Here is a 21,054-nt window from a genome sequence, read left to right on the forward strand (position 1 = left end):
GCTAGAGGAGACATTAAACTGCCAACACCTTCATCTCTTCCGGTACACGTTTATTCATGATATAAAACCAGAGGGGCGGAACCGTAGAAAGCACCATCGACGTTGGGTAGCCAAATGGCATTTGTGGGCTTTGATCATAATGGTCCAAAATTTGATATTTTTTAGACGATTTGTAGTGGTGGTCAGAATGACGGGTGAGCTCATACAACACTACCCGGCCCACAACATGGTTAGAGTTCCAAGAATGTATCTCGCGAACACGTTCATAACGACCCGATGCTTTTTTGGCACGGCGCAGTCCGTAATGCTCAATATAGTTGATAGTTTCTAACAACAAAAAGCCAACAATACCGGCTGCAGCACCAACCAGAAGTCCGGCTAATCCAAAAATAAAAAATAACGAAATGAGATATGCCGCCTGAAATAACAGATACCAAAACATGTCGTTTTTGATACTGAAAAAGCTGTTGTTGTTATTGTTTAAAAGCTTTTTTTGAATGCCCCAGGCGCTTACATATTGTCTGAAAACGGAGGTAATCCAAAATGAATATAGGTTTTGATTGTATTTTGCCGTTGCAGGGTCTTCCTCAGTAGCGGCTAACAGGTGATGCCCAAAATTATGCTCAATATAAAAGTGCATATAGTGGGAGGGCATCAATAGCAGTTTCGCCAACAATTGCTGATGTTTAAGTGATCGGTGTCCAAGCTCATGCGCCACATTAATCCCGTTTGATCCTAGGACGATGCCCAATGAAAATACCAGGCCAACAATTTCATAAAGTTCCAGCCTGTTTGTGGTCACTTGAATTAAGGTAAACGCGATCAAACCAAAAACAATGGGCACATTTAAATACAATAACCAATCAAAAATCTTGCTTTTCTTCTTGCTTTCGCGCTCTTCATCATCCAAGTTTTCGGTATCGACCGGTAAGAGGGTTTCCATAATAGGAATCAATCCAAAGACATAAACAGGGGTTAGAAAACTCCAGATTCCCTGTTGCCATATCCCAATATACGCTACTAGGGGAATTGAAAATGCAGCTAGATATTTCAGATCTTTCATAATAAGATATCTTGATTTGTTTTTGCCCTTTCTTGAGGGAGTGCGTTAACCCTCTACCCCAATTACTAACGTAAATAACAACCATATAAACTAGACACCCCTCTTTATCTCCCTTCAAAGGGGAGAAATTACTTTCCTATAAAAAGGACGTCTTTAAGGTCTATTTTATCTACAATTTGGTTTATCATCAACAAAATAGCCAATTTTAAGCTAAAAGTAAAAAACCACATTTCACCCCCTTATTTTTATCTCAATTTAAATCATAGGAAAATAGGGTATTAAAAACACCGTAAAATGCATCTTCTTGCGCTTCGGTTTCCACTGAAATATTGGTAAAAAGTATACGCCCTATTCCTGTTTTAGGATTGAAGTACATAAGGGTGGCGGTACCAAAATCGTTGCCTGAATGACCCACCAGACCATCAAAAGAAAGATCCCAACAAAGACCATCGGGTAATTCATCTCCCTTAAATTGTTTACGCATCATTTCACGAAATGATCCTTTTGATAGGACATTACTTTCACCATTATAGCCTTTTATCATTTCTTGCAAAAAGAGGGTTAACTCTTCCACCGAGCTGTATAACCCACCATCAGGATAGGTGATAATATGATAATTGGGTACTACATTCAAAATTTCGTTGTAGTAAGTAACTTGTTTTTCTGGTGATACCTCTGAAACGTGCCATGTGGAAGCGGTCATTTTTAGTGGGTCTAGAATTAATTCCTTCGCATAACGATCAAATGACTGTCCTGTTTTTAGCTCGATAATATGGGCCAGCAAGGCGATCCCTAAGTTACTATACTCATAAGAGGTTCCGGGTTGTTCTGTGTTGAAAATGGCCTTTTCATACCATTTTTCACCCTTGCTCAATTTATACTTCAAAAAATCGGCTAGCGCTATTTCCTCATCTTTGTTGTAAACATCCAGCAACGGACCATATGCTTCAGGAAATTGTGAAGCCAGTAGTTTAGATTCAAAACGGTAGCCTTTATCTGATTTTTTAGTTCCTCCTATTGATGAGGTATGGGCCGCGAGCATCCGTATTGTGATTTTCTCATCCGGGAAATTCGGGTTCTTAACATCGAATGCGAGGTGGTGGTTAATGTCATCATCGAGATGCACTAGTCCGTCTTCCACAACTTTCATCAAGGCGATTCCGACCAATGTTTTGGTTACGGAGGCGATTATCTGAACATTATCTGTTGTATAGGGAGTCTCTTTTTGAATATTAGAAAAGCCAAAACCTCTTTGGTACAAAATACTGTCTTTTGTAAAAACCGAAACACCAAAGCCGGGAAGCACTTTGCTTTCAGCAATACTTTTTAATTCTGACTCCAGAGAATCTCGTTGCGATGTTACTGCTTCTGAATCTGTAGCAGTTGGTTTTTCCTTACATCCTAATAAGAGGGATAGGAATAGCAGCAGCAAAAAATACGTTCTCATTTTATGAATAATTGGTTTGTAGTTAAGGATATATAATGTTCAGTAGTGTTACAGTTTTGGTTTAGAATTATTAGAATTGACACTTGACACCCCTCTTAATCTCCCCTCAAGGGGAGAAATTTTTACTTTAATTTCTTATTGTCGGCTCCCTTCCCTCAAGGGAAGGTCTCGATGGCTATCGGGAGGGGATGGGTATTATCTTTATACTTCAATTAATAATACAAGCAAACACAGCATACGTTAGACACCCCTCTTGATCTCCCCTCAAGGGGAGAAATCTTTACTTTAATTTCTTATTGTTGGCTTCCTTCCCTCAAGGGAAGGTCCCGATAGCTATCGGGAGGGGATGGGTGCGCCCTTTCTAGTTTATATTTTCATCTGATTTAACACAACCTTACCAAATTAGCCCATTTGCAGCAAAAAATAAAATTGTAAATTCCGTAGTTATAAATACATCAACCTGTTCATTCAGTTGAATAGTTGGCATTTATATATTAAAAATTGATTGAAATTGAAGATGACGCAATTGCAAATTGTACAAGAAAAACTAACCCAATTTATTAAACGCTATTACACTAATGAATTAATCAAAGGTGCAATTTTGTTCTTTTCAATTGGCTTATTGTACTTGATAGCAACCCTGCTTATTGAGCATTTTTTATGGCTTGGACAGACCGGTCGGTCTTTATTGTTCTGGTTTTTTGTAACCGTAGCATTATTGCTGCTTTTCAAGTTTATTTTAATTCCGCTAGCCTATCTTTTTAACTTAAAAAATGGGATTGATACTATTCAAGCATCCAAGATTATTGGTAATCATTTTCCGGAAGTGGATGATAAACTATTGAATCTTTTACAGCTACAAAATGAAGGCACAGCATCAGAATTACTACTGGCTAGTATCGAACAAAAAGCGGCAAAATTATCACCTATTCCTTTTAAGCTGGCGGTAAATTTTGCATCGAACAAAAAGTACCTGAAGTACGCTGCGATTCCTATAATTGTGATTTTGTTGTTTTTGGCAACAGGAAATCTCAATGTTTTTTCTGATTCCTATGAGCGGGTGGTGAATTATCAACTAGCATATGAGCTTCCGGCACCTTTTCAATTTATCATTGATAATGAACAGCTTAAAGCAATTGAGAATACTAATTTCACCTTAAATGTTTCTACAACCGGAGAGATTGTTCCTGAAGATGTCTCTATCTATTTTAACGATCAGTATTATTTTTTAAGACAGACCGGGGCCAACACATTTCAATATGTTTTTGACCAACCCACCAAGGATATTGACTTTTACATTTCGGCCGGTGGATTCAATTCTAGAAACTACAACCTGCAGGTTATCAAAACACCGAATGTAACTGCTTTCGAAATGCAGCTTGATTATCCTGCATATACTAGAAAAACAGATGAAGTATTAAAAAACACAGGGAACACTGTGGTCCCTGAAGGCACCAACATTACTTGGGCGCTACATACTACCCAGACCGATCAGGTACACTATTACGAACAAGACACCACACTACTTTTTCTTAAAAATGAATCCTTGTTCACGCTTCAGAAGCGACTTTATAACGATACTGCTTATGAGATTACGACCAGTAATGATCAATTAAAAGATCATGAACGGCTAGGTTATTCCATTAGCGTGGTTAAAGATGCGTATCCCGAAATGAATTTGCAGTCTCAAAAAGACTCTGTTGATAACAGAACGCTATACTTTCTGGGTCGAGTTTCAGATGATTATGGACTATCTAAATTGCGACTGGTCTATTATCCCACAGGAAATGATAGCAAAAAAGAGAATTTTCCGCTTCCGCTAAACAAGGGTACGTTTGACGAATTCGCTACCACATTTCCAGGAGATCTGCCACTTAAAGGAGGGGTTGATTACGAGTTTTATTTTGAAGTCGTTGATAATGACGGAATACGGGGCGGTAAGTCGACTAAAAGCCAAGTTTTTAACTATACCATGTTAACCCAAGAGCAGTTGGAGGAAGAGCAGCTACAGCAGCAAAACCAAATGATCGATGATTTGAATGATTCATTACAGAAAATGGATCAGGACCAAAAAACGCTCGAAGAACTTAACAAAACACAAAAAGAGAAGAATCAACTCAACTTTAACGATAAGAAAAAGCTTGAACAGTTTTTACAGCGTCAACGTCAACAGGAGCAAATGATGAAACAGTTCAACAAGCAAATGAAGGAGAATCTTGAAGAATTTCAAAAAGAGGAAAAAGACGAATTTAAAGAACAACTGGATAAGCGGTTAGAACAAAATGAAGAGGAGCTTAAGAAAAATGAAAAGCTGTTAGAGGAAATAGAAAAGATTGCCGAGAAAATTAAAAAGGAGGACCTCTCACCCAAACTGGAAGAGCTAGCGAAACAGCAGAAAAACAATAAGCGAAGTTTACAGCAAATTTTGGAATTGACAAAGCGGTATTATGTTGCCAAAAAAGCAGAAAAGCTGAATCAGAAAATTAACGAACTCGCTAAAAAGCAAGAGGAGCTTTCTAAAAAAGATGGAGCCGACAACAACAAAGAGGAACAGGATAAAATAAATAAAGCGTTTGAAGAGGCGCTTGAAGAAATGAAACAGCTCGAGGAAGAAAACAATGAATTGAGAAAACCATTGAAACTTCCTAAAGATAAAAGAGCAGAAGAGGAGATTAAAGAAGCTCAAAAAGAAGCCTCAGAAAATCTTGAAAAGAAAGAAAAATCTGACAATCAACAGCAAAAACAACAGTCACAGCAAAAGGCACAACAGAAGCAAAAGCAGGCAGCCCGAAAGATGAAACAGATGAGTCAGCAAATGCAACAGTCAATGATGGGCAGTGGCGGAGAACAACAGCAAGAAGATGCTGAGATGCTAAGACAGATTCTTGATAATCTGGTTATTTTCTCATTTGAGCAGGAGGGCATCATGGATCAGTTTAAGGAAATAGACAACCGCAATGCGAGTTTCGGTCAGAAACTACGCCGTCAAAATGAGCTGCGTTCCCTATTTGAGCATGTGGATGATAGTTTATTTGCGCTATCATTAAGGCAACCTGCAATAGGTGAGAGAGTCAATAAAGAAATTATTGATGTGTATTTTAATATTGATAAGGCGCTGGAGCGATTGGCAGAAAACCGAATGTATCAGGGTGTAGGTAGTCAGCAATATGCTTTGACTTCTTCTAATAATTTAGCCGATTTACTAAGCAAAATTCTTGATAATATGCAAAACCAAATGAGCATGGGTCAAGGTCAAGGAGAGCAAGATCAACAGTTGCCAGATATTATTAAAAGTCAGCAACAGCTTAATGAAGAAATGAAAAAAATGATGGAAGAAGGTAAAAAAGAGGGTGAAAAGAAGGAGGGCGAGCAGAAAAAGCCGGGTGAGGAAGGTGAAAAACAAGATGGCGGGCCTAAAAAACCTGGAGAAGGCGAGAAGCAAGGAGAAGGAAAAATGCAACGTCTAAATGACGGTCAGCCAAAAGAAGGAGAAGGTCAGGGTCAGGAAATGAGTTCTGAGCAGTTGTATAACATCTATAAAAAACAGGCTCAACTAAGACAACAGCTTGAAGAAAACTTGCGTAAGGCTGACGAACAGCTTGGTGATAAAAAAGGAAAAGGCAGTAAAGCAGGAGATAGGCTTGTACGAATGATGGAACAAATAGAGAAGGAGTTACTTGAAAAAGGGTTCACGGAACGCACCATGCAAAAAATGACACAGCTACAACACGAGTTATTAAAGTTAGAAAATGCAACCTTCCAACAGGGTCAGGATAACAAGCGTAAATCGAAAACCAACCAACAGCAATTTAATAACAACCTTAAGGATCAAACTAATAGCATCAAACAATATTTTAACGCTACTGAAATATTAAACAGACAAGTATTACCTTTGCGGCAAATTTACCAACGTAAAGTACAAGAGTACTTTCGTGTCAAGAAGAAGCAATGATCACGTTTAATTATGAAACTGATTTTAGGTTAGAAAATGAAGAACAGATTCGCAATTGGATAGGCGAGGTAATCGCATCTGAAGAAAAGTCTGAGGGGGAAATTAGCTACATATTTTGTGATGATGCGTATCTACATCAACTTAATGTTGATTATTTAAACCACGATACACTTACCGACATTATTAGTTTTGATTATTGCTTAGGTAATCAAATTAATGGAGACATCTTCATTTCCGTCGAGCGGGTACAGGAAAATGCAAATGAGTTCAGTACTACTTTTGATGAAGAATTAAAACGTGTCATCATTCATGGTATACTTCATTACTGTGGATATAAAGACAAGTCTGAAACCGACCAAGCCGAGATGACCAATAAAGAAAATGAAAAAATCCAGATGTTTCACGTGGAACATTAGAACAAGGTCAGTTCGATCGGAGTCGAGAACAGCTTTCAAAAAGGCTTCGACTGCGCTCAGCCTGACATAGAGATAATAAACAAAGGAATATTTCCTTACCTCGAGGGAATGGTAAGGGATGGGTGTTCTCTTTATGGTTTTTCTAAATCTAGCTTGACACCCCTCTAAATCTCCCCTCAAGGGGAGAGTTTAAAAGAATAAATATGTTCGAATCAAAATACGATGTTATTGTAGTAGGCGCAGGCCATGCTGGGTCAGAAGCAGCCGCAGCCGCAGCCAATATGGGCTCAAAAACTTTATTGATTACTATGAACCTTCAGAACATAGCACAAATGTCCTGCAATCCTGCCATGGGAGGTATTGCAAAGGGGCAGATTGTTCGTGAAATTGATGCGCTAGGGGGTTATAGTGGGATTGTCTCTGATAAATCGGCCATACAGTTTAAAATGCTTAATAAAAGTAAGGGGCCTGCTATGTGGAGTCCGCGTGTTCAATCGGACCGCATGCGTTTTGCTGAGGAGTGGAGACTGCTTTTAGAACAAACGGAGAATCTGGATTTTTACCAGGAAATGGTCTCTGGATTGATCGTTGAAAATGGAAAAATAGCCGGGGTAAAAACATCGTTAGGAATAGAAGTGAAGGCCAAAACCGTCGTGCTTACCAACGGAACTTTTCTTAACGGATTAATTCATATTGGCGAAAAACAATTTGGTGGCGGTAGAGCAGGAGAGCGTGCCGCAACCGGTATTACCGAGCAACTAGTAGCTCTAGGTTTTGAATCCGGAAGAATGAAAACAGGAACACCGCCTAGAGTTGATGGTCGATCTCTTGACTACCGCAAAATGGTCATACAGCCAGGTGATGAAAATCCGGACAAATTCTCATATTCTAATATCACCAGTGCTCTTAAAGAACAACGTGCTTGCCATATGACCTATACTAGTCCAGAGGTGCATGAATTACTAAAAGAAGGCTTTGACAGATCACCAATGTTCAACGGCCGAATTAAAAGCTTAGGTCCAAGATATTGCCCGTCAATAGAGGATAAGATTAACCGTTTCGCTGATAAAGATCGACACCAGATTTATGTCGAACCTGAAGGGTGGAATACTGTCGAAGTATACGTCAACGGCTTCTCCACTTCCTTGCCAGAAGACGTTCAGTTTAAAGCATTAAAATCAGTTGCTGGATTTGAAAACGTCAAATTTTTTAGACCTGGCTACGCGATTGAATATGATTATTTCCCTCCTACACAATTAACCCATACGCTAGAAACCAAAATTATTGACGGACTATTTTTTGCTGGTCAAATTAACGGCACCACGGGTTATGAAGAAGCTGCTTCTCAAGGTTTAATTGCCGGCATAAACGCTTCATTAAAAGTTCAGCAAAAAGACGCTTTTACTTTAAAACGGGACGAAGCTTATATCGGTGTTTTAGTTGACGACTTAATTACCAAAGGAACTGAAGAACCTTACCGTATGTTTACTAGTCGCGCTGAATACAGAACGTTACTTCGTCAAGACAATGCTGATTTCAGATTAACCCCAAAAGGACATGAAATAGGTTTGGCTAAAGACGATCGTCTTCAACGAATGGAAGAAAAACTTAAAAAATCTGAAAGTTTAATCAACTTTTACAAAAAAACCAGTGTAAAACCTGAAGAAATTAATCCCGTTTTAGAAGAAAACAAGTCTGCAACAATAAAACAATCTGATAAACTTTTCAAAATATACTCAAGACCGAACATTACTTTGAAGGACATCTTGAAAATAAATGATGCGAAATCCTTTATTGAAGAGAACAAACTTGACAATGAAATTCTAGAGCAAGCGGAAATTCAAGTGAAGTATGCAGGTTACATCAATAAAGAAAAACAAAATGCTGATAAACTTCAACGACTAGAAAATATTTCTATTCCTGAAAACTTCGACTATTCAAAATTAAAGTCAATGTCATTTGAAGCTAGAGAAAAATTATCTGCCATTCGTCCAACTTCTGTTTCCCAGGCATCCCGAATTAGTGGCGTATCACCAAGTGATATTTCCGTACTTTTGGTATACATGGGCCGCTAATGAATTCAGTTTTTCTTAAACAACCGAAACCTTTAAAAGCACTTATTCTTGGGTATTTTCTTTTGGCCCTGGTTATTCTAATGCTTATTGCGAATCCTGATCAACTTCCTCAAGTTATAACCTTGGCATTTTTTGGATTATTGATCATTTCATATTCTGTCTCTCTTGAAATCCGAAAGGACTACAAAAACAAAAAGCACTTTCAGCTTTTTGGTATTACCATATTTAAATACGGATTCAATATTCCGTTTCCTGAATACATCTCTATATTCAGTGCAACTCAAAAAACGGACAACGAATGGGGGCCTGTTTCTGCAATGGGAACCACTTCAAAAGAGCAAAACTATCTTATCAGAATCTTTTACGGAAAACTTCACTTTACGCTCTTTCGTACTAAAAACATTTCCCTCTTAAAAACCAAAGCAAAAGAACTTTCAACCCTTCTTGAAGTGGAACTTATAGATAAAACACATTAGCGTTCCACGTGGAACATTCAATTTATAGTTCGCGCCAACATTCTTTCAGAACCTACCGCTTCATGGCCAAAAACTAACCCGGACCTTACCATTTATATAACCTCATAGTTCTTCTTATGAAAACACTTAGGCATTTAATAACGGGCCAGTTTTTTATTTCCTAACCCAATCTTACATTTGCACCTAAAACGTTCCACGTGGAACACTACTCAATGAATGTATTCGACCCGACCCACACTTACGATGAACAACTATTTACTTGTACCGATCATCTTGTAAGCAAACAACAATTTACACTACACCAACATCGTGATTACGATTTGTTGGTGACGCAGCCTCAACCCTCAACAACTGAATTACCTAACTACTACCAAAGTGATGATTACATTTCTCACACTAATTCCGCTGCTACTATTTTTGACAAACTTTATCAGCTTGTAAAGTCCATATCCCTGCGTTCCAAGACAAGATTGATTGGCAAATTTATGACTGCCTCTGATGCCCATCTTGATCTTGGCGCTGGTACCGGATCCCTTGTTAAATCAATGAATCAAAAAGGCTATCATTCCATCGGAATAGAACCCTCCGATGCCGCAAGAGCCATCGCTCATAAACAAAATATTCAGCTATTAAGTTCCCTTGACCAATTAAACCCAGACTCCACCTTCTATACCATCACGCTCTTCCACGTATTAGAACATTTACCCAATCTTACTCAAGACCTCTCTAAATTGTCATCTTTATTACACCAAAATGGTAGACTAATCATTGCTGTACCAAACTTTAAATCATTCGACGCCCAACACTATAACAATCACTGGGCAGCTTTTGATGTGCCAAGACATCTTTGGCATTTCTCGAGAAAAGGAATTTCACAACTTGCCAAGCAACATCATCTAGTGGTTGAACACACAAAACCCATGTGGTTCGATTCATTTTATGTCTCATTATTATCTGAGCAGCACAAAACAGGAAATAATAATTGGATCAAAGCATTATACATAGGACTACGTTCCAATTTTTCCGCAATCCGCTCTAAAGAATACTCTTCTATCATTTATGTGCTTAAAAAAAGCCAATAGCTCAATTTAGTCGATCCATTACACTTTATCTGCTAATCTGACACATATACCTTGGCTAAAAATATAATGCGCTCTAAACGTCTTATTTCCCTTCATTTTTAATAGTAAAATCTTATCTTAAAATTGTTTTTATAAGAAAAATCTATGTGTAAAAAACATAACTCTATTTCTATCTAAAATCATATTTCTATTTTTACGCACTGAAAAAATATATCATGAAAAAAATACTTCTTTTAAGCATTGCATTTTTATCTTTCTCCTGTCAGCAACCAAAAACCGCTTTCGTTGATATCTCGAAACTGGTCGATGACTATGAAGAAATGAAAGATGTTAAATCAGCTTTTGAAACTAAAACTGCAAGTTTTACCAAAAGAAGAGATAGTGTTGTTCAAGCCTATCAATTAGAAGAGCAAGATTTCAGAATTAAAGCTCAAAAAATGACCCGTAAGCAACAAGAAGAGAATTATCAACTGCTTGCACAGAAAGGGCAAATATTAGGTCAGCAATTTCAAAACGAGCAACAACAAATTCAACTTGAAGGACAACAGCAAATAGACTCTTTAGTAAAGAAAGTAAAAGACTTTATTAAAGATTACGGGAAGAATAATGGTTATACCTATATATATGGTTCTAACCAAACAGGTAGCGTTCTTTATGGTAAAGAAGAAAACGACATTACCACAACTTTACTTACCGAGCTAAACAAAGCCTACAACAAAGAATAACTTTATTTAATCATTACGAATAATCCAAGCATCACCACCATAAAATAACATACTATGGTAAGCGCGCCTGCATAATCTTTTGCCACACGTTGGCCAAACAATAACATTAATAATGTAAGCCCTGATAATACACTGGCGTAAATAGCAAGTGCGCTATTATCATTTATGAGTAGTTCGTAGATTCCTCCTATTGCAAGTACTCCACAAACTACTTCAAGTACCAAAATGATACCTAACATCATGGGCACCATTTTTCCCATAAATGTTTTTGAAAAATGCTCTTTTAACCATCCGACGTTCCCATTCCAATCCACAATTTTATCAACCCCTGATTGTATAAAAGTGATGATAATAAATAGCATCAACAATAATTCAAACGCACTGTCCGTTACTAATCCCATACCTATTGTTTTGTGTGTAATAAACGTGTTAACTTAATTGATAGGTCCGTCAAAATGATCTTCGCATTCCCGTTTCCTTGAATATGATACGCTGCCTCTTCCAAATGGCTTATCAACTCCACTATATTTTTATTATGCACAAAAGGTGCAAACTTTTTTAAATCGAAATCGTTCTCCTCAAAATCGAAATAAGAAAGTGTCTCTAGCCCATAATTTATCAACATCGCCTGTCTAAATACTTCCGTGCTATAAATTAGAAACTCTTTTTGAGTTTGTCTTCCAGTTCCTGCAATATGCTCACTCCAATCTACCAAATCATTAATCACAGATTTATTACCCTTAGCACGAAACGCACTTCGCACCCAGGTAATAAACCATTCTTCAAAAACAGAGTCTTCAGATCTTCCTTCTACCAGGTCCAAAGCCTTGTTAAAATTACCTGCTGAAAGGTGGGCTATCTTTGTTGCTTTATTTTCTGCAACACCTTTAGTAACTAACTCCTTGGCAACATCAACTTCTGCTAACGCATTTAAATGAATAACTTGACAACGAGATCGTATCGTGCCTATTACATTTTCTTCGGACTCCGCCAGCAACAATATCACTGTATTATCAGGCGGCTCTTCAATTGATTTAAGCAACTTGTTTGCAGCAGCTTCATTCATAGTATCAGCCATCCAGAGAATTACAACTTTATACCCTCCTTCATACGACTTCATACTTAAAAATCTGTCAACACTTTTCGCCTCATGAACATTAATAATCACCTGTTTTTTCTCAACACCCATCGCCTTCTGCCAATCAAGCAAATTACCATATGGTTCGTTACCTAAAAAACCAATAAACTCATTAATAAAATCCGCAGACTTAGGTTCCTTTTTAATCTCTTTAGTAGCGGTGATTGGAAAACTAAAATGCACATCTGGGTGCGCAAATTTTTCAAACATTAAATTGCAGTTATTCTTTCCCCCATCATTATCATCACCTGTATTCGCACATACCAAGTATTGCGCATAGGCAATTGCTAAAGGAAGCTTACCACAACCTTCAGGACCCACAAACATTTGAGCGTGCGGAACCCTACCGTTCTGTACACATTTAATAAGGTGTTTTTTCACCCTTTCATGGCCTATTACATCAGCAAACCTCATGTAACAAATATAACGCATTTAAGTCCATATCATTCTAATCATTGCCCTATCTTTGCGCTTCAATAAATTCATAATTTCTATTAAACCTATTGACTAATGGCAACCATTGAAGACTTTAATTTTAACGATAAAAAAGCCCTAATTCGTGTAGATTTTAACGTTCCCTTAAATGAAGAACAACAAGTAACAGATACTACGCGAATTCATGCTGCGAAGCCAACCATCATTAAAGTTCTAGAGGATGGTGGAAGTGCCATTTTAATGTCACATTTGGGAAGACCCAAAGGTGAAGTTAATCCTGAATTGTCATTAGGTCATATTGTCGATACCGTTTCAGAAATTATCGGAGTACATGTAATTTTTGTTGATGATTGCGTTGGGGAAAAAGCTGAACAGGCGGTGTCTAATCTTCAACCTGGACAGATTTTATTACTAGAAAACCTGCGTTTTTACAGTGAAGAAACAAAAGGAGATACACAATTTGCTGAACAGCTTTCAAAACTTGGTGATATTTATATAAATGACGCTTTTGGCACTGCACACAGAGCACACGCATCTACAACTATTGTCGCCCAATTTTTTGAAAATGCTAAGTGTTTTGGAAGCTTGCTTGCTAAAGAAATTGACGCCATTGATAAGGTGATGAAAACAGGAGAAAAACCAGTATTGGCCATTTTAGGTGGTGCCAAAGTCTCTTCTAAAATCACCATCATTGAAAACATATTACCAAAGGTAGATCATTTAATTATTGGTGGTGGAATGACCTATACCTTTGTAAAAGCACAAGGTGGTAAAATAGGTGATTCAATCTGTGAAGATTATAAGCAAGAACTGGCTCTTGAAATTTTGAAAAAGGCAGAAGCTTTAGGGGTACAAATTCATTTACCTGTTGATGTACTTGCGGCTGATTCATTTTCTAATGATGCTAACACTAAAGAAGTAGATGTAACCAATATACCCGATGGTTGGCAAGGTCTTGATGCCGGTACGGTTTCCATGCAGCGATTTAAAGAGGTTGTATTAGCCAGCAAAACCATTTTATGGAACGGTCCATTAGGTGTTTTTGAAATGGAAAATTTTGCCAAAGGCACCATTGAACTTGGTAACTTCATTTCTGAAGCTACTAAAAATGGATCCTTCTCACTAGTAGGTGGTGGTGACTCTGTTGCAGCAGTAAAGCAATTTGGTTTTGCCGATAAGGTAAGCTATGTAAGTACCGGTGGTGGTGCTATGCTAGAAAGCCTTGAAGGAAAAACCTTACCTGGTATTGCTGCCATACAAGCATAAAAACGTAAGTCTTTTTGTGCATTACTGTTTTATAGTAATAACAATTAGTTCTCTTTTTTACCAATCAACGTAAAATCTAAATGCCGCTTTATTAAGTCGGCATTTTTTACTTTTACGTATACTTCATCACCTAATTGATACGTGTTTTTTGTTACATCACCAACCAAGGCATATTGTCTTTCATCGAAGGTATAATAATCATCTTTTATCTCGCGAATACGAACCATGCCTTCGCATTTATTTGAAATAATCTCGACATAAATCCCCCACTCTGTTACACCAGATATTACTCCTAAAAACTCCTCGTCCTGGTGATTCTGCATAAACTTAACCTGCATGTATTTTATAGAATCACGCTCTGCTTTCGCTGCAAGGTTTTCCATATTTGAAGAATGTTGGCATTTTTCTTCATATATCTTTTCGTTAGCACTTTTATTTCCATCTAAATAGTACTGAAGTAATCTATGCACCATCACATCAGGATAACGTCGTATAGGCGACGTAAAATGCGTATAGTAATCAAAAGCTAAACCATAATGACCAATATTATGCGTTGTATATTCAGCCTTACTCATACTTCGTATTGCTAAAGTGTCGACAAGGTTTTGCTCTTTTTTACCTTGCACTTCTTGTAAAAGATCGTTTAATGAAGCCGTAATTGTTTTTCTTGATTTAAGATTTACACTATAACCAAACCTTGAAATCACATTATTCAAGTTCATTAATTTTTCCTCATCAGGATCATCATGTGTTCTGTAAACAAAGGTCTTTGGTTTGCCGCCTTCTGCTTTTTTCTTACCTATAAATTCTGCCACTTTTCTATTAGCCAATAGCATAAATTCTTCAATAAGTTTATTAGCATCTTTTGATGTTTTAAAGAAAATACCAGCTGGTTCATTTTCTTTATCGAGCATAAACTTTACCTCTACTTTATCAAAAGAAATTGCTCCCGCACCCATCCGTTTTGCGCGCATTTTTTTTGCTAAGCGATCTAAGGTTAATGTTGCATCTTTAATGTCATCACTTACTGAGTACGCTCCACCCTCTCTAATAGAAATATCTTCAGGAATGGTATTTTCCCCAGTTTCTATAATATGCTGCGCTTCTTCATATGCAAAACGCTCATCAGAATAAGTTACCGTGCGCCCAAACCATTGATCAATAACCTTGGCATTTTTATCCATCTCAAATACCGCTGAAAATGTATATTTTTCTTCATGAGGTCGTAATGAACATGCCCCGTTTGATAAGATTTCAGGAAGCATAGGTACTACCCTATCAACTAAATAAACAGACGTTGCTCTATCATAGGCTTCATTATCCAAAATCGTATCTTCTTTTAAATAATGCGAAACATCAGCAATGTGAATTCCAATTTCATAATTCCCATTTTCCAACACTTCAAATGAAAGTGCATCATCAAAATCTTTAGCATCTTTTGGGTCAATTGTAAACGTCAATACTTCACGCATATCACGACGCTTAGCAATCTCATCAGCAGTGATACTTGTATCTAACTTATCTGCGAATAATTGTACTTCATCTGGAAACTGATAGGGTAAACCATATTCTGCTAAAATTGCATGAATTTCGGTATGATGCTCACCCGGTTTACCTAATACTTGTGTAATTACACCAAAAGGAGAATCGGCTTTTTCTGGCCAATCTTCAATTCGTACAACCACCTTATCACCATCTTCTGCGCTTTTGATTTTATTCTTAGGCACAAAAATGTCAGTATACATTTTAGGGTTCGATACGCTTACAAAACCAAAGCTCTTAGCAATTTGCAAAACCCCAACAAACTCTGTTTTATTGCGCTTTATTACCTGAACAATTTCACCTTGCATTTTATCACTACGACGGCGTTTGTATACGTAGACCTCTACCTCATCACCATCTAAAGCTTTATTGATATTATTACTTGTTATGAAAATATCCTCATCAAAAGCATCACAAATAACATATCCATTACCATTACTGGTAAGATCCAAAATTCCTCGATAATACTCTGTTGATACTATCGCCTTAAACTTACCTCGTTCAACTTCTTCAATTTGCTTTTTTTCTTTAAGCTGCTGAAGCTTTTTAATTATCTGATTTCTACCGCTAGCATCAGTAACACCAAGTTTGGCAGCAATCTGTTTATAATTGAAATGTTGGTTTCTGTTTTTCTTGAGTATACTAAAAATAGTTGCAGTAAGATTGGGTATTTTATTTTTACTGTTTTTTCGTTTTTTCTTTCTTGCCATTTTCTATAGCTATGCCTACCATTATCTATGTCAACACAGATTTATCTAAGTAGGTTTTTATGTATTAAAATTATTGTTATTTATTAGGTATTAATTAGCATTCGCATGATTTATAAGAAGGTAAAAAGATGATTGAATGACGAATGCTCTTATTTCAATTTTTTTGTAAAGGTACTGTTTAATAATTAGATATGTACTAGAACGCTATTTCTTACCGTTAAACTAGTAAGGTTCTTTAAATGTGAACGTCTACTAAATAAAAAGTTAAAAAAAATACAATTTTTGTGTAACATTTCGCAAAATAGAACGTCTTTATAAAACAATCATCAATCAATCAATCACAAATAGTGAAACGTGTTCATAAAATAATCATCTTTTTTATTATCATTTTCTTGATAGGAATTGGGGTATTTATGGGTTACATCAATAACTCGTTAACCGATGAAACTAATACGCATACCGAAGATGTAATAAACAACACTCAAAAAGTGACACTACAAAAAGTCGTTCTTCCGAAAATTTCATAACTTCATTTTTTTAATAAAATCCTGTTATGCAAAACTTTAGAGTTGTTGCCACATACACCTACCCTTTCGAATATGCCATCTTAAAAGCAAAATTGCAAGAAGAAGGGATACCTCATATATTTGAAAATGAGACTATGATTCAGGTAGCTCCTTTCTATTCAAATGCTTTAGGAGGTATACACTTAAAGGTTCACGAAGACTACGTTGATTACGTAAAACAACTCATAACAGATTTTAATAATAGTTCTCCTCTAAACATTGTTTAAGTTTACTTTTCAATAAAAAGGTTTATCAACAATATTAAACATCAATTCATTTTTTCTTTTTAAAATTTAAAATAAAATGATGATGATTATAGGGTGTTAATAGCTGGCATATCTTTTTTAGCAGTGTCTTGTAAATTTCATTTATTAAAATGAATCAACAGTAATTAACATCTTATAAAATATTTAAAGCATTGGTTTAAAGTGTTTTTAATGGATTACTTAACAGTTGTTGACAAATCAAATAAACAGTAGATTTTTGATAAAATTAGAGGCAAATTTGGTTAATAAGAGAGATGGATTTTGATTATTTCTCACTTATAAAAAAGAAATAAAAAATTTGGAAATTCTCACTAACATCTTGCTTACTAATATTTGTGAATAATCAAAAAATAGTTATCCAAATTCATGAATAAATATAAACAACAGTCATGTCTTAGTTATTAACCAACTATTAACTGTGTGTAAATTATTCACGATTTAAGAATAATATAAAAGCTTAAAAAGTAACTTTGTTGTTGATAATAGAGTTTAAAAATTGAAACCAACATCATGAAAATAGCCATTGGTAACGATCACGCGGGTACTGAATACAAATTAACAATTGTTGATAAGCTAAAAGAACAAGGTTACGAAATAACTAATTATGGTACCAATGAAAATGGTAGTGTTGACTATCCTGATTTTGTACATCCTGTTGCAAGTGATATTCATCAAGGAAAAGCTGATTTTGGTATTTTAATTTGTGGCAGCGGTAACGGTGTTGCTATGACAGCCAATAAATATTCGAAGGTGCGTGCAGGCTTATGTTGGACCAAAGAAATTGTTGAGCTAACTAGACAACACAATAATGCGAATGTGCTTTGTATTCCTGCAAGATTTACTTCTTTACCGCAGGCTGTTGCAATGGTTGAAACCTTTTTTAAGACCAACTTTGAAGGTGGAAGACATGAGAACAGGGTTAAAAAAATTAGCGAATTATCTTGCTAAAATTCCTATTTCGAAATAGTTGATTAAGCCGTTTTTATCCTAATTTTAAAGGATACAATGGCACACACACATAACCATAATCATGTTCACCACCATCATGGGAATTTAAAAGGTAAAAATTTACTTATCTCTATCTTTCTAAATATACTTATTACCCTTGCTCAGGTAATAGGTGGTATTGTTTCTGGGAGCCTGGCATTGCTCTCTGACGCACTTCATAACTTTAGTGATGTCCTGTCTTTAATTATTAGTTATGTTGCTAATAAATTGTCTCAAAAAAAAGCGTCAACTAATAAAACATTTGGTTATAAACGAGCAGAGATAATTGCCGCCTTTGTTAATTCGTCTACTTTGGTAGTTGTGGCTGTTTTATTGATAATAGAAGCGGTAAAACGGTTTCAAAATCCAGAAGAAATAGGATCGAATCTTGTCATTTGGATGTCACTACTAGGCATCGTTGCAAATGGTTTTAGTGTACTATTGTTAAAAAAAGATGCTGATACTAATATGAACATGAAATCGGCATATTTGCATTTATTGACTGACATGATGGCATCGGTAGCAGTATTGATAGGCGGACTGTTAATGAAGTTTTTTGATGTTTTTTGGATTGACAGTGTATTAACCTTACTAATAGGAATTTATCTTATTTATATGGGTTATGACCTTTTGCGTTCATCAACTAGAGTGCTTATGTTGTTTACTCCAGAAGAGATTAATATCAAAAAAATTGTAGAAGCCGTTGTAAATATTCCCTCAGTAAAAAATATGCATCATATACATGTTTGGCAATTAAATGAAAATGAAGTGCATTTAGAAGCTCATATTGATTTTGATGAAGATATCCAACTTTCAGAATTTGATCGCATTTTGAATACCATTGAAGAACTCCTTTATCACGATTTTGATATCAATCATGTTAATATTCAGCCAGAGTTTGGTAAATGCGATGCAAAGGATGTTATTGTACAAGATTAGATGAATACACCATTAAAGTTTAAAATAAAACCATTTCAAGAGCTCAGTATAAATGAGCTTTATTCCATTTTACAGCTACGAGCTGAAGTGTTTGTTGTTGAACAAGAATGTGCGTATCAAGATGTTGATGGTAAGGACAAAAAAGCGATACATGTTGTAGGTTTAAAAAACGAAAAAATTATTGCTTACAGTCGGATTTTTAATGCGGGAGATTATTTTGAAAATGCAAGTATGGGCCGTATAGTTGTTCAAAAAGATGAACGGAAATACGGTTATGGTCACGATTTGGTAAAAGTAAGTATTGAAGCAATTAGAGAACACTTTAAAGAATCTACCATAAAAATTTCGGCACAGACATATTTAAAAGACTTTTATTACTCACACGGTTTTCATCAAACAGGAAATGAATATTTAGAAGATGGAATACCGCATATAGCAATGATCAAAACCAACTAATGAATAAAACAATCGGACTACTATTTATAGCAATGCTTTTTTTAGCTTGTCAACAATCCAATCAAATAAAAAAACAAGAGGCATTGTACAAGTTGCATTGTGCAAGTTGCCATGTAGCACCCTCTATACAATCGCTACCTAAAAACATATGGGCCGAAGCTATTTTACCAGATATGGGTGCTAGAATGGGAATAAAGGATAGCAGCTATAATCCTATGAAAGGGTTGAGTTTTAGAGACCAAGAGGCTGTTTTAAAAACCGGTATTTATCCATTAAAACCTATAATAGGTGCTGAAGACTGGGCGTTGTTGAAGTCCTACATTATAGATAATGCTCCGGACTCATTAGTATCAACTGCTCCAGAAGTAGATACTTCTACCCTAACCTCTTTTGAAACAATACCTATTAGTTTAGACAAAAATCCTGGAACCTTTATCACTTATTTAGAATACGATAAAGAAAAAAACACCTTAAAAAACGGGACTATTATGGGGGGGCTATTTGAGTATGATTTTGCCTCAAAGAAAAACGAGCGTTTAGGAAATTTTGAAACCGGAGTGGTTGATTATGATGAAAAAGACAGTATAGCCTATGTGACAGAAGTAGGTAAATTGGATCCTTCAGAAATAGCATCAGGTGCCATTGTAAAAAAGAAAGGACCAAGTGAAACAAGACTTAAAAACACACTGCATAGACCAGTGCATAATACAGTATATGATTTTGATGGTAATGGAAAAGATGAATTAGTTGTTTGCGAATTTGGGAACCTTGTTGGTGAACTCTCTATTCTTATTGAAAACGAACAGGGAGCATATGATAAGAAAACGTTACTAGCCCAACCAGGAGCTATTAGAACGTTAGTCGAAGATATGGACAACAATGGATTAGCCGATATTATTGCTATTACTTCTCAAGGAGATGAGTCAATGACCATTTTATACCAAGAAAAACCCTTGGAATTTCGCGCGGAAAAAGTGATACGATTTAGCCCAATTTATGGTAGCAGTTGGTTTGAGTTAGTTGATTATAATAAAGACGGATTTAAGGACATCATCACGGTTAACGGAGATAACGCAGATAAATCATACGTACATAAACCCTATCACGGTATGCGGATTCATATTAATGATGGAAACAATAATTTTGAAGAAACCTATTTCTATTCTTTAAACGGGGCAACGCGTCTACTAGCCCGTGATTTTGATCAGGATGGGGATATTGACTTTGCGTTAATTTCTACTTTTCCTGATTATGACAAAAAACCAGAGCTATCTTTCGTTTACCTAGAAAATGAAGAGGCATCGAATTACCAATTTAAAAGCTATACAATAAAAGAACATGCTTTGGGACGTTGGTTCTTGATGGACGCCGGAGATGTAGATCGGGATGGTGATTTAGATATTGTACTAAGTTCTTTTTCATATGTATTTACCCCGGTTCCAGATACACTCTCAAAAGGGTGGAATGAAGGCTCGATTGATGCAATAATTTTAGAAAACAAGCTAAAGTAGCC

At 36.2% G+C, this 21,054-nt stretch carries 17 protein-coding genes; 12 read left to right on the forward strand and 5 right to left on the reverse strand.

The window, feature by feature from the left end:
• Positions 1 to 13: 13 nt before the first annotated feature.
• Positions 14 to 1,063, reverse strand: coding sequence for an alkane 1-monooxygenase (locus ABN763_RS04390; protein WP_410484215.1), 1,050 nt, complete (start codon positions 1,061 to 1,063; stop codon positions 14 to 16).
• A gap of 250 nt (positions 1,064 to 1,313) precedes the next feature.
• Positions 1,314 to 2,510: a serine hydrolase domain-containing protein gene (locus ABN763_RS04395; protein ID WP_410484216.1), complete on the reverse strand. Its 1,197-nt coding sequence runs from the start codon at positions 2,508 to 2,510 to the stop codon at positions 1,314 to 1,316.
• Between the two features lie 517 nt (positions 2,511 to 3,027).
• Here ABN763_RS04395 and ABN763_RS04400 point away from each other — a divergent pair.
• From ABN763_RS04400 to ABN763_RS04425, 6 genes are all read left to right on the forward strand, one after another.
• The gene (locus tag ABN763_RS04400) at positions 3,028 to 6,462 is read left to right on the forward strand and encodes a DUF4175 family protein (protein WP_410484217.1); all 3,435 of its coding nucleotides are present in this window, start codon (positions 3,028 to 3,030) and stop codon (positions 6,460 to 6,462) included.
• A complete protein-coding gene (gene ybeY, locus ABN763_RS04405) occupies positions 6,459 to 6,878 on the forward strand; it encodes an rRNA maturation RNase YbeY (RefSeq protein WP_410484218.1) in 420 nt (139 codons plus the stop codon). The genes ABN763_RS04400 and ybeY overlap by 4 nt, the downstream gene beginning before the upstream one ends.
• A gap of 203 nt (positions 6,879 to 7,081) precedes the next feature.
• On the forward strand, positions 7,082 to 8,953 hold the full coding sequence (gene mnmG / locus ABN763_RS04410; RefSeq protein WP_410484219.1) for a tRNA uridine-5-carboxymethylaminomethyl(34) synthesis enzyme MnmG: 1,872 nt from the start codon (positions 7,082 to 7,084) through the stop codon (positions 8,951 to 8,953).
• Positions 8,953 to 9,429 carry a hypothetical protein gene (locus ABN763_RS04415; RefSeq protein ID WP_410484220.1) on the forward strand — a complete coding sequence of 159 codons (477 nt, stop codon included), beginning with the start codon at positions 8,953 to 8,955 and terminating at the stop codon, positions 9,427 to 9,429. Before mnmG ends, ABN763_RS04415 begins: the two co-directional genes overlap by 1 nt.
• A gap of 197 nt (positions 9,430 to 9,626) precedes the next feature.
• Complete coding sequence (locus ABN763_RS04420) at positions 9,627 to 10,511, forward strand: class I SAM-dependent methyltransferase (RefSeq protein WP_410484221.1); 885 nt, start codon at positions 9,627 to 9,629, stop codon at positions 10,509 to 10,511.
• Between the two features lie 215 nt (positions 10,512 to 10,726).
• The gene (locus ABN763_RS04425; RefSeq protein ID WP_410484222.1) at positions 10,727 to 11,236 is read left to right on the forward strand and encodes an OmpH family outer membrane protein; all 510 of its coding nucleotides are present in this window, start codon (positions 10,727 to 10,729) and stop codon (positions 11,234 to 11,236) included.
• Positions 11,237 to 11,238: 2 nt separating this feature from the next.
• On the opposite strand, the gene ABN763_RS04430 is transcribed toward ABN763_RS04425, so the two are convergent.
• Together ABN763_RS04430 and ABN763_RS04435 are read right to left on the reverse strand one after the other, a co-directional pair.
• On the reverse strand, positions 11,239 to 11,637 hold the full coding sequence (locus tag ABN763_RS04430) for a DoxX family protein (RefSeq protein ID WP_410484223.1): 399 nt from the start codon (positions 11,635 to 11,637) through the stop codon (positions 11,239 to 11,241).
• A gap of 2 nt (positions 11,638 to 11,639) precedes the next feature.
• Entirely contained in the window at positions 11,640 to 12,788 is a 1,149-nt protein-coding gene (locus ABN763_RS04435) for an ATP-binding protein (RefSeq protein ID WP_410484224.1), read from the reverse strand.
• Between the two features lie 96 nt (positions 12,789 to 12,884).
• Here ABN763_RS04435 and ABN763_RS04440 point away from each other — a divergent pair, with 96 nt between their 5' ends.
• Entirely contained in the window at positions 12,885 to 14,075 is a 1,191-nt protein-coding gene (locus tag ABN763_RS04440) for a phosphoglycerate kinase (RefSeq protein ID WP_410484225.1), read from the forward strand.
• 44 nt (positions 14,076 to 14,119) lie between these two features.
• On the opposite strand, the gene rnr is transcribed toward ABN763_RS04440, so the two are convergent.
• A complete protein-coding gene (gene rnr, locus ABN763_RS04445; protein ID WP_410484226.1) occupies positions 14,120 to 16,327 on the reverse strand; it encodes a ribonuclease R in 2,208 nt (735 codons plus the stop codon).
• Positions 16,328 to 16,880: 553 nt separating this feature from the next.
• Here rnr and ABN763_RS04450 point away from each other — a divergent pair.
• From ABN763_RS04450 to ABN763_RS04470, 5 genes are all read left to right on the forward strand, one after another.
• Positions 16,881 to 17,120, forward strand: a complete 240-nt coding sequence (locus ABN763_RS04450) for a DUF2007 domain-containing protein (protein ID WP_410484227.1) — start codon at positions 16,881 to 16,883, stop codon at positions 17,118 to 17,120.
• Between the two features lie 549 nt (positions 17,121 to 17,669).
• A complete protein-coding gene (rpiB, locus tag ABN763_RS04455; protein ID WP_410484228.1) occupies positions 17,670 to 18,107 on the forward strand; it encodes a ribose 5-phosphate isomerase B in 438 nt (145 codons plus the stop codon).
• Positions 18,108 to 18,164: 57 nt separating this feature from the next.
• Positions 18,165 to 19,085, forward strand: a complete 921-nt coding sequence (locus ABN763_RS04460) for a cation diffusion facilitator family transporter (protein ID WP_410484229.1) — start codon at positions 18,165 to 18,167, stop codon at positions 19,083 to 19,085.
• On the forward strand, positions 19,086 to 19,541 hold the full coding sequence (locus ABN763_RS04465; RefSeq protein ID WP_410484230.1) for a GNAT family N-acetyltransferase: 456 nt from the start codon (positions 19,086 to 19,088) through the stop codon (positions 19,539 to 19,541).
• Entirely contained in the window at positions 19,541 to 21,052 is a 1,512-nt protein-coding gene (locus ABN763_RS04470; protein WP_410484231.1) for an FG-GAP repeat domain-containing protein, read from the forward strand. The genes ABN763_RS04465 and ABN763_RS04470 overlap by 1 nt, the downstream gene beginning before the upstream one ends.
• Positions 21,053 to 21,054 lie beyond the last annotated feature (2 nt).

The sequence above is a fragment of the Spongiivirga sp. MCCC 1A20706 genome (assembly GCF_046524175.1).
Lineage (GTDB): Bacteria > Bacteroidota > Bacteroidia > Flavobacteriales > Flavobacteriaceae > Spongiivirga.

Coding starts and splice junctions, on each gene's coding strand:
- ABN763_RS04390 (WP_410484215.1), bottom strand. CDS start 1,063: ATGAAAGATCTGAAATATCTAGCTGCATTTTCAATTCCCCTAGTAGCG.
- ABN763_RS04395 (WP_410484216.1), bottom strand. CDS start 2,510: ATGAGAACGTATTTTTTGCTGCTGCTATTCCTATCCCTCTTATTAGGA.
- ABN763_RS04400 (WP_410484217.1), top strand. CDS start 3,028: ATGACGCAATTGCAAATTGTACAAGAAAAACTAACCCAATTTATTAAA.
- ybeY (WP_410484218.1), top strand. CDS start 6,459: ATGATCACGTTTAATTATGAAACTGATTTTAGGTTAGAAAATGAAGAA.
- mnmG (WP_410484219.1), top strand. CDS start 7,082: ATGTTCGAATCAAAATACGATGTTATTGTAGTAGGCGCAGGCCATGCT.
- ABN763_RS04415 (WP_410484220.1), top strand. CDS start 8,953: ATGAATTCAGTTTTTCTTAAACAACCGAAACCTTTAAAAGCACTTATT.
- ABN763_RS04425 (WP_410484222.1), top strand. CDS start 10,727: ATGAAAAAAATACTTCTTTTAAGCATTGCATTTTTATCTTTCTCCTGT.
- ABN763_RS04430 (WP_410484223.1), bottom strand. CDS start 11,637: ATGGGATTAGTAACGGACAGTGCGTTTGAATTATTGTTGATGCTATTT.
- ABN763_RS04435 (WP_410484224.1), bottom strand. CDS start 12,788: ATGAGGTTTGCTGATGTAATAGGCCATGAAAGGGTGAAAAAACACCTT.
- ABN763_RS04440 (WP_410484225.1), top strand. CDS start 12,885: ATGGCAACCATTGAAGACTTTAATTTTAACGATAAAAAAGCCCTAATT.
- rnr (WP_410484226.1), bottom strand. CDS start 16,327: ATGGCAAGAAAGAAAAAACGAAAAAACAGTAAAAATAAAATACCCAAT.
- ABN763_RS04450 (WP_410484227.1), top strand. CDS start 16,881: ATGCAAAACTTTAGAGTTGTTGCCACATACACCTACCCTTTCGAATAT.
- rpiB (WP_410484228.1), top strand. CDS start 17,670: ATGAAAATAGCCATTGGTAACGATCACGCGGGTACTGAATACAAATTA.
- ABN763_RS04460 (WP_410484229.1), top strand. CDS start 18,165: ATGGCACACACACATAACCATAATCATGTTCACCACCATCATGGGAAT.
- ABN763_RS04465 (WP_410484230.1), top strand. CDS start 19,086: ATGAATACACCATTAAAGTTTAAAATAAAACCATTTCAAGAGCTCAGT.
- ABN763_RS04470 (WP_410484231.1), top strand. CDS start 19,541: ATGAATAAAACAATCGGACTACTATTTATAGCAATGCTTTTTTTAGCT.